Genomic DNA, 9,817 nt, shown 5'->3' with positions numbered 1-9,817 from the left:
AAGGGGAAAACCCATCTCAAAGGGGAAAACCCATCTCAAAGGGGAACTAAAAAACTGTGAAAGCGTTTAACAGTGAAGAAGCCCCTAGGCTGACAAATTGGAGTCCGCTCTGTCAACCTGTCATTTGGAAAATAATTGATGAATCCCCTTGTTTTTATCCTCTTATTAGTTTCATGTACAGATGATTTTAATAGTTGCTATTCGAACAATACAATGGTTAAAATCTATCCCACGGCTCAAGCTTGTGAACAGGCCATGGTCCCGTCCACAAAAAAGTTTGCACTTTATGGACAACAAATTTTTGCTCAATGTATAAACGTACAACCCAGTTTACATCAACAAGAAGTAAACTTGATCTGGTCTGTAACAAACCATGGAAATTTCCTGCTTAAAAGCCAAAACGTAAAGGACAAGCTGTCTACAGTACACAAAGAAGATATTTTACCAACATCGCTTCCTCTTTTACATTCTTCTTCCACAAACCTCTTGCACAAAAAACTTTAAAAGCATAAACCCATCAGATCTCAAAAAAAATAATCAATGAAAGACATGATGGATAATAAGCGAATGCACCCTTCAAAAGACCATCACACAGAGCAAAATTCTCTGCCTCAAGATCTCCCTTTAGACCCTGCCGTAGAACGAGTGAGAAAAAAACTTATGGGTTTAATGATTATTTCCGTTTTAATAACGCTTTTCCTTATTCTAACCGTACTGTTTTTAATTGTTTATAAAGTGATAAAAACCGGATCAGCGCCAAAACAAACAGAGCTATCTTCCTCTCTCAGCAAAAACCCACACGTTATCCATCATACGCTCTCTCTACCGGAAAAAACACAGATTTTGTCGCAAAGCCTCTCAGAACACAATATTGTACTGAAAGTTTTAACCCCTGATGGACAAACAAAATTTATGATTTACAATTATCATACCGGTGCACTTGTCTCCATTCTTTCTGTTGAAACAACAAAAGAGAGAGCGAAGATAATGCCTCATTAAGAAAACTAACATCAATAAGCGCTGACATAGCATTCTGAAGGTTTAAACATTTTCTGCAAGCCGGCATTATCACACGCTTTACCAACTCGTGGATGTTGCCCACAATCCTTGGCGCTAGAGAGAGTTCATAAGAGCCATTTTTATTCCTTCTTATACAAATTTATCCACACGGGCTCTCCCCGTTTGCAACGTGCAAGCGAATGGTTTTTGTTGATCCAACATGGAACAAATTTGGAAATGAGAGAATTCTAGGGGTTTAGGGGCCCTCACCTAACATTCAAAACAATGAATTATTATTATAAATTAATGTGATAAGTCTTAAATATCCACCACACGGGCGACGGCGCGTTTTTTACTGTATCCCCTCACTTAAATCTTGGAAAAGAAGAAACCTTTCTGTCAACGCATTCCCATTTTAAGAAAATGACATCACTTGGGAAAAGCTAATAAACGTGCAAGAAATACCTCTTCTTGAGTGCAAAAATTCAAAATATTAATTTATAGTGATGATTTATTTTGCATGTCAAATGAGAACCTCAAATACTGTAAGATTCTCCCTTTCAAATCTGTTCGTAAAAAACTGAATCAAAATCATTTCCTCACATATCCCAGCAAGGAAATGGATGAATAAAATACCTCTTATGAATGATCAGGTATCAAAAGAAGAACTGTTGCAACATTGAAAATTAAAGCAATAACGCCCAGTTTACATCTTTTATTAAGCAAAGATAACCGATGGATTTCACATGATAGAATTCATGAACACCAGTGCGAAATGGGCATGAATACATTGAATATAAGTGTGAATTAAATAAAACAACGACATTGCGTTCTTCATAAAAGAACTGCCTCTTAAAATACACGGATGTGGTTTTCTCTGTATTCCCTCACTTAAATCCCAGCAAAGAGGCAATCTTTTCTGTCAACAGCCTTCGTTAAGTCTCAATACAGCCCCGTGAACATTCAAGGAAAGTGCAAGAAGCTTCTTGAGCATATTATAATTTACTATCATGATACCAATAACATCACCACAAGCGCTTATACAGCACCCTTCAGGTTTAAACATTTCCCTCTGCCTCATGATTGACCACTTGAGCGACGACGCATCTTCCCCTGTATACCCTTACTTAAATCTCAGCAAAGAGGCAATCTTTTCTGTCAACAGCCTTCGTTAAATCTCAATACAGCCCCGTGAACATTCAAGGAAAGCGCAAGAAGCTTCTTGAGCATATTATAATTTACTATCATGATACCAATAACATCACCACAAGCGCTTATACAGCACCCTTCAGGTTTAAACATTTCCCTCTGCCTCAAGATTGACCACTTGAGCGACGACGCATCTTCCCCTGTATCCCCTTACTTAAATCTCAGCAAAGAGGCAATCTTTTCTGTCAACAGCCTTCGTTAAGTCTCAATACAGCCCCGTGAACATTCAAGAAAAGCGCAAAAGGCTTCTTAAGTATATACAATTTACTATCATGATACCAATAACATCACCACAAGCGCTTATACAGCACCCTTCAGGTTTAAACATTTCCCTCTGCCTCAGGATTGACCACTTGAGCGACGACGCATCTTCCCCTGTATCCCCTTACTTAAATCCCAGCAAAGAGGCAATCTTTTCTGTCAACAGCCTTCGTTAAGTCTCAATACAGCCCCGTGAACATTCAAGGAAAGCGCAAAAGGCTTCTTGAGTATATACAATTTACTATCATGATACCAATAACATCACCACAAGCGCTTATACAGCACCCTTCAGGTTTAAACATTTTCCTCTGCCTCAAGATTGACCACTTGAGCGACGACGCATCTTCCCTGTATCCCCTTACTTAAATCTCAGCAAAGAGGCAATCTTGTCTGTCAACAGCCTTCGTTAAGTCTCAATACAGCCCCGTGAACATTCAAGGAAAGCGCAATAGGCTTCTTGAGGATATACAATTTACTATCATGATACCAATAACATCACCACAAGCGCTTATACAGCACCCTTCAGGTTTAAACATTTTCCTCTGCCTCAAGATTGACCACTTGAGCGACGACGCATCTTCCCTGTATCCCCTTACTTAAATCTCAGCAAAGAGGCAATCTTTTCTGTCAACAGCCTTCGTTAAGTCTCAATACAGCCCCGTGAAAACTCAAGGAAAGCGCAAGAAGCTTCTTGAGCATATTATAATTTATTATCATGATACCAATAACATCACCACACAAGCGCTTATACAGCACCCTTCAGGTTTAAACATTTTCCTCTGCCTCAAGATTGACCACTCGGCGACGGCGTGGTTTTCTCTGTATCCCCTCACCTAATCCAGGCAAAGAAGAATCCTCTTTTGTTGCTGTTTTTGTTGCTGTTGATGCATCTCCATTGCTAGAGCTTTCTGCTGTTGTAAGTGAAAGCTCAAGAGATGATTCATCTTGAGTCCGTACAGTACGTCGACGAGGAGAACGACGTATTTTTTTGACAGGTTCAACATTTTTCTCAGAGAGGCAGTGCTCTTGATCTGTTTTTTCATCCGATAGAGCCTCTAAAGCGTTTTCACGCGCATCCCCATTTTGCGCTTTATCATATTGGCCATTGCCATTTTTTTGCGACGACATTTGTAATACATCTGTATCACCCTCGACAGCATCCTTTTTTTCACCATCAAGATTTATTTCACCGCATTCTTGCCCATTGTTTTCATCACGATTTTCGTTTTCATCACCACGATTTTCATCACGCCGAACCGATTGAGACATTTGCCCAGCTGCTGCTAAAATAATACGCAAATAGTGCTCGGCATGTTGTAAATAATTTTCCGACATAACACGATCACCTGCACCTTGTGCATCACGCGCAAGGCTTATGTATTTATCGGCAATTTGCTGAGCATTCCCGCGAATTTTAACATCCGGACCGCTACTTTCATAATTGCGAGACAACGGATTAGGACCGCGACGATTATTATTGTTATTACCATTATTGTTATTATTGCGACCGCGTACCCGTCTATTTTGTTGTGGCCTCATCTTTATCCCTTTTTGGAGTGTTTGTCTTATGTGTGTCTTAATTGACGCTTCCTCATTACATTATCTTTTGATAATGCTGATCATGTTTAACATACGATTATCAAGCTATCCGCGTTTATTTCACTCAAACGAACCCTACTGATATTGATAAAAGCATATATTTTCTTGAAAATCACAAAACAGCAGGGAAATCGTAAATCAAAAATTCCCTTTTTCTCTGTCAAACAGCAGAAACCTAATGATGTTCACGTAAAATGCCAAGTGTTTTTTTTAAAATAAACCATATTTCTCTAAAAAAAATAATTATCTTGTGGAAAACAAAAAGGGAAACACACATATAACACACCCGACAAAGAAAAAATTCCTGCCAGAGAATAGTAGAAGCTTCCTTTTTTGCTCTAAAACCACCGCTCCTAAAAACGCCGATATTCTCTACCCCCTCGTGCATTTAACTCACAAGCACTTCCATCCCAACGAGTCACTGCGCGAACCTCTTTATTTTATAAATATAGCCTCTCTTCATCGCTAAAGCAACCCCTTGCGAGCGATAATCCACGATCGCCTCACAAAACCTCTTAACTTTTATAGATAGATTAACACGAAGTATTATTCAAGCCCTATAATCACCAAGAGATCAATCTTCTTTCCCAAACAAGTCAATGATACTATCAATTTTTATTTTAACCCATAGAGTTTTTAAGTTAATCACAGTTTTTATTTATAACAAATTGAGCTTAAAAACAAAATATTTAAATACAAAAAAATATCAAATTATGAAAAAAACGACCAATATGTCACACTTTTTTAAAAATCAGCTTCTTCTCAAAAAAATACCCTCCTCAAAGCCTATCAATAAGAATGGCCTAACGTATTTCCTTACTTATCTTTTCTGATAAAGAAAACTAGAATTATAAAACAAGCACATTTTTAAACCCAGCACAGCGCTTTACGCATGAAGAAGCCGTAAATGTTTATAAAAGGAATGTTTTTTTACTCATTTTTGTCATGTCTATTGACTTACACCCTCAAAGAATGAAGGTTCTCAAATCACACTGGTCTGTTAACAATGAAAATACTTATAAAATTCATACACTAAATTGATTTGTAATGATAATTCATATTTTTTGTGTTGAGTAAGAAAATTAATACCGTAGGATTTTTCATCCTCAATCTGTTTGCTGTTGAATCAATCTCTTTTTCTTGCATGTTACATGTGGGAAAACCTGCGTGGAGTAAAAACGATAAAAAGACTAAAAGTGCCTCTTATGAACCGTCTCTAAGGCTAAAGGGTTGTCGAGAGCACCATTGGGAGCGAGCAAAGTGTGAGATAGTACCGGCTTATTCTTTGTTTAAACCATAAAGATGAACTTGCTTTATAAATTTTATACATTTCATGATGGTTTTACCATTATACCATTCACCAAAACCATCACGAAATGGATTTCCCACACTCGTTATTTCCCTTAAAAAAGCGCAACAAATCCTCCTGAAACTCCACCACGCCCCCTTAAACATTTCAAGGAGGCCATCCATACCTTATGTCGCCACACCTTAAATAAGAAGTGCGATATAACAAGATAAATAAATCAAGCTGCTATTGGTTTTGAGGCAGATAGTCATTTAAGAGGCTTTTATCTTTTTATCAAAATTCGCATCCTTTTAACGTTCCCTATAAAAACTTAAAAGTAATTGCGCCTTTTGCCTGTTTTATTTTCTCTTTCATTAAGAAAACAGTCTCGTAAGAGAAAATAATTTCCATCCCCAGGACGGATCCTCGTCAAACATTGTTTTTTAGCACTATCAGAAAGCTTATCCCACATTTCACGAATAGCAAAATAGGCCTCACTTTCCAAATTAAGACAATGCTGATAAACCTCTCTTTTCATATCGGGCATAACGGAGGCAGAAATTTCCTTGCAATATACGCGTAGATCAAAAACAGGAATAACCAATTCAACGGGTGCTTGTTGTGTTACTTTTTTATGAGAAGAAAAATAACTAACCACCTTTGCAACAACAAAACACAAAAACACTATACAAAAAAGTATTATGCAAACAAAAGCAATCTTGCGATATAATCTTTTGAAATAAGCCTTTTGTCTTGCTCGGATTCTTTTTTCCATAAAGATTGTACCCTTTAATATCCCAAGAGAAGCTTTTACAGCAAAAAATGATAGAAGTATCTGTGTACACAATACAGGTTATAGCCGCAAACGATCAAGACTCTTATGTCAAAAGACTCTCTTTTTTACCGTATAATTCTTATCGTATAAAATTCTTATGAAACACTTTTCTCATGCCCTTTATGAAAAAATAGGGCTGATGATTTTCTCTCACCACTTTTAAAGACAAAGATTCTTTATCCATGCGGATCTATAAACAATTCGTCTTTGTTAAGACATGTCATATTGATTTATAAAGAATATTTATTGTTTTACATGTTGAATGAGAAACCCGAACACCATAGGATTCTCTCATCCGAAGTTTGTTTTCTATTGAAACAATCAAAACCATGTTGCTTACAAGTTACAAGCGGAGCTAGCATGTGGATTAAAAACTGTATAAGAAAGGCATATGCCTCTTATGAATCGTCTTAAGTGTCAAAGACCGTAGCAAAATTGGGAGCTAGAAAATACAATAATGGTGCGGGCTTGCCTCTACATAAGCGTAAAGATGGGAGTGCTCAATGGATTTACCGTTATTCACCACACAAACACTTCATATATAAAATCTTATACGCCTTCTATTACCGCCCCCTCAAAAAGCAGTCGCTAAAACAAGATTAAGAGATTATAGATGTAAAACTCCTAACAAAAAAGAATGGACTTTCTAATCGAGATCAACAAACACTGTTAAAGACACATTTGCATTTTTGACCATGCTGGCATGTATGATAATGGCCCTTCAAATGCGCCACCATTTTATGCTTCACCTCATATCATTCTCCGTCAAACAATCACAAAGATTCTTTAACTATTCAACGCCCCCCAACCAAAGCAAAGAAACCGAAACCAGACGCCTGCATTTTTATTTGAATCTTCCCTATTGGGATAAAACACACAAGAATTTAAAGATTTCACTGCAAAATGAAATCACAAAATACAATAATGAGAAAAATATCCAAAGCCATCTCAATAACAAATATATAGCGCCCCTGTTATTAGAAAGTAAAAAAAGCCGCACCATTTAAAGGCGCGGCTTATGAATAGAGATATAACTAAATAAAATACAAAAGAAATCAATAATAAATACTTATACACAAAACGTATAGTATTGCAAGCTTTTTAATTATATTTATAAAAATATCCAAAAAGAGTATAAATAATGATACATTCGTATTGAGGAGAGCTGTTTATAACAATACACTTTCTAAAATAAAAACGTATCAAATAAATCAAAATACTTTGTAGCTTTATCTCAATATAATCCATGAAAAAACACACATGATTTAAGTCCATAATTATAATAAGACCCGTTCTTTTACGCTTGTAAAAGCTGGTTTTTCTTAACTTACATTCACCACTTCAAAAGATGAAGATTCTTCACCCAATCTGATTTATCAACAGCCCAGATTGCAGTGGGGTCCATTTGGCTTTCTCACATGTGATTGATTTAAACTTAAAGCTCAACAAATAAGCCTGCCTTAAATATTTGCCACGCCCTTTAAAAAACACTTTTTGTATCATGGAAGCTCTTACAAAGAGACTTGCCTTATATCATCACACCTGAAAGGACAGTCTTTACAGCATAAACAGGATAAGACAAATCAACAACCGCTTGTACAATCTTGTCTGATAAGAAAACAAGTGAAACGTTAGCCTTCAAGCCTGCTCCAACAGTACAGCATTTCTCTTCTTTATAAGAAAAAACACAACGATACGCATGATTTTTTTATAGGCATTTTTCTGCTTTTGTCCTTTTGGCAATTAACATTTTCTTTTTATGGGATTTTTAACAAATTAAAATTGCGAGGATCTGCACTTTTTCTCTTTTAAAAAAGCGTAAAAACCGCAAATTATTTATAGAGTTAAAATCATCAAACGCTCTATCCAAAAGCTTTTTAAAATGATTGCACGATTTTTTATCTTTTTAAAGCTTCTTTTGCCATGCGTTTCTATTTGGGCATGGCTCCTTGCTCTGTAGGCTTTAAAAACTTACCCTTAGATTTCAATATGCGCCCTACTCTCCCCAACAACGCATGATCAACTTATCCAGCAACAACGCTTCTCTATCAATTTTTACCATTTTTTAACATCTCAAACAGAGTGCAATTCCAATCCCCACCGAAGATATAAATCAGGTTTATCTCATCTATAGCTTCAACCCATACATATTGTTATGATCACTCTTTTCTATTTTTCCTTATCTAACAAAGAAGAAATCTCTCTAGAATGCTCAACACTGATGTTTTGAGTAACACTACTGTGTATTTCTAGCGGCTTATGTGCTGTAAATTTTGAAATAAAAGAGCTGTAGTCTATTTTTGGCGCCTCGTATATTGGAGAAAAAAATATGTCTCCAACGGACGATGATTCTGTTTTAATTTCTGGTGCGCTCACAAAACTGTTTGGTGTCGTTATTCCACCACTCACAACACTATTAATACTGTCTTGCTTCTCTTCTTTCTCATTTTTATTCTGTTCGACATTGATAAGATCTAGAGCATTTAATTTTTTTTCTAAAGCATCCATGCGCTTTGCAATTTTTGTAATATCTTCATATGCTTTCTTCAACAATGCGTTTAAAGGAGCATGTCCCATTCTTCCGCTAGCATAAAGAACCACACGAATACATTCCGGATCATCAATATCAGAAATAGAAAATGGAAAAAGTGCCATTATATCCCCCTTTTTGATAAGCTAAACGCGTATTAAGGCATTTGCATCTCTTTTTTCGTTGTACGGCTCTTGCATTTCTCAGACAACCTCAGACAACCTCAGACAACCTCAGAAAACCTCAGAAAACCTCAGAAAACCTCAGAAAACCTCAGAAAACCTCAGAAAACCTCAGAAAACCATATGAAAGGCTTTAAAAAAAATTTCCTCATCGAAAATTTTTACAAGGTATTTTTTTAGATTATACTCTGTTTTCCACCTAAAATGTTGACTTTATCACCTGATAATCAGAGAAAAATGCATGTCACCTTGCATGCTGTATCAACCTTTCCCAAAAGGACAAAGCCCACACCGGTCTTTAAATAATGGCAATCAATAAACAATGGTTTGTCAACAATCTGGCTTCTTATCTAACAGATTTGACTTGGCTTCCCCCTTCAAATGCATCCTTGTAATGTATCCCCTGTCCAGAGTTATTCTACAAAAAAATGCTGCGTTAGGAATACGCACAGATGAAAAACACCCCATGCATAAAATTTTAACCACATCTCAAACAATGGTATTTTCCAACACAACGGGATAAACTATTGTCTTATAGATTTTTCTCGTATCACTCTCATCCCGTTTCAAGAAGTTGCCTGATAAACACAAAATGCCATCTCAGAGGGTTCAATGCCTCACCATGTACTACAACGCATCGCCAACCTGCTGCTCTTGCCAACAGTGCACCCATTTTGAAAACAAAGAGTGGCTTTTTTCCTACACGCTTTGCCAAAAAAGGGAGTGCTCCATTTTGCTTTTTCTCGCTTTAAATAAACATATCCGTTGACCTCTTTCCACCACCCTCAAAGGACAAAGGTTTTAGCCCCACATCGGTTTGTAAACAATCCAACTCCTCTGAAGGAGCTCCATATCTGCTCATTATTTATATGATTCACTTGCATAATACTTAACCAAGCAAATCCTCCCCAGAA

Annotated in this window: 6 protein-coding genes; 3 read left to right on the top strand and 3 right to left on the bottom strand. The window is 36.7% G+C overall.

Translation table 11 applies throughout. The features are described from left to right. The first annotated feature begins 138 nt into the window (after positions 1 to 138). Together ACFIMM_RS00860 and ACFIMM_RS00855 are read left to right on the top strand one after the other, a co-directional pair. Positions 139 to 504 carry a hypothetical protein gene (locus ACFIMM_RS00860; RefSeq protein ID WP_375613650.1) on the top strand — a complete coding sequence of 122 codons (366 nt, stop codon included), beginning with the start codon at positions 139 to 141 and terminating at the stop codon, positions 502 to 504. A 45-nt stretch (positions 505 to 549) separates the two neighbouring features. Then, on the top strand, positions 550 to 999 hold the full coding sequence (locus ACFIMM_RS00855; RefSeq protein ID WP_375611689.1) for a hypothetical protein: 450 nt from the start codon (positions 550 to 552) through the stop codon (positions 997 to 999). A gap of 2,235 nt (positions 1,000 to 3,234) precedes the next feature. Here the strand turns inward: ACFIMM_RS00855 and ACFIMM_RS00850 are convergent. Continuing rightward, the gene (locus ACFIMM_RS00850; RefSeq protein WP_375611688.1) at positions 3,235 to 4,008 is read right to left on the bottom strand and encodes a DUF4167 domain-containing protein; all 774 of its coding nucleotides are present in this window, start codon (positions 4,006 to 4,008) and stop codon (positions 3,235 to 3,237) included. A 1,679-nt stretch (positions 4,009 to 5,687) separates the two neighbouring features. After that, positions 5,688 to 6,131, bottom strand: a complete 444-nt coding sequence (locus ACFIMM_RS00845) for a hypothetical protein (RefSeq protein ID WP_375682447.1) — start codon at positions 6,129 to 6,131, stop codon at positions 5,688 to 5,690. Between the two features lie 773 nt (positions 6,132 to 6,904). On the opposite strand from ACFIMM_RS00845, the gene ACFIMM_RS00840 reads away from it, so the two are divergent. Continuing rightward, positions 6,905 to 7,198: a hypothetical protein gene (locus ACFIMM_RS00840; RefSeq protein WP_375674545.1), complete on the top strand. Its 294-nt coding sequence runs from the start codon at positions 6,905 to 6,907 to the stop codon at positions 7,196 to 7,198. 1,162 nt (positions 7,199 to 8,360) lie between these two features. Here ACFIMM_RS00840 and ACFIMM_RS00835 read toward each other — a convergent pair. Beyond that, positions 8,361 to 8,846 carry a hypothetical protein gene (locus ACFIMM_RS00835; RefSeq protein ID WP_375692571.1) on the bottom strand — a complete coding sequence of 162 codons (486 nt, stop codon included), beginning with the start codon at positions 8,844 to 8,846 and terminating at the stop codon, positions 8,361 to 8,363. Between the last annotated feature and the right edge of the window lie 971 nt (positions 8,847 to 9,817).

This window comes from Bartonella sp. AP258QHHD (genome assembly GCF_042196145.1).
In the GTDB taxonomy this organism is placed as follows: Bacteria; Pseudomonadota; Alphaproteobacteria; order Rhizobiales; family Rhizobiaceae; genus Bartonella.
Note: the sequence above shows the minus strand (reverse complement) of the source record. Positions and strands in the feature narration are given on the sequence as shown.

Excerpts from the sequence above, each read along its gene's own strand:
- ACFIMM_RS00855 (WP_375611689.1), top strand. The coding sequence starts at position 550 with ATGATGGATAATAAGCGAATGCACCCTTCAAAAGACCATCACACAGAG.
- ACFIMM_RS00840 (WP_375674545.1), top strand. The coding sequence starts at position 6,905 with ATGGCCCTTCAAATGCGCCACCATTTTATGCTTCACCTCATATCATTC.
- ACFIMM_RS00860 (WP_375613650.1), top strand. The coding sequence starts at position 139 with ATGAATCCCCTTGTTTTTATCCTCTTATTAGTTTCATGTACAGATGAT.
- ACFIMM_RS00850 (WP_375611688.1), bottom strand. The coding sequence starts at position 4,008 with ATGAGGCCACAACAAAATAGACGGGTACGCGGTCGCAATAATAACAAT.
- ACFIMM_RS00835 (WP_375692571.1), bottom strand. The coding sequence starts at position 8,846 with ATGGCACTTTTTCCATTTTCTATTTCTGATATTGATGATCCGGAATGT.
- ACFIMM_RS00845 (WP_375682447.1), bottom strand. The coding sequence starts at position 6,131 with ATGGAAAAAAGAATCCGAGCAAGACAAAAGGCTTATTTCAAAAGATTA.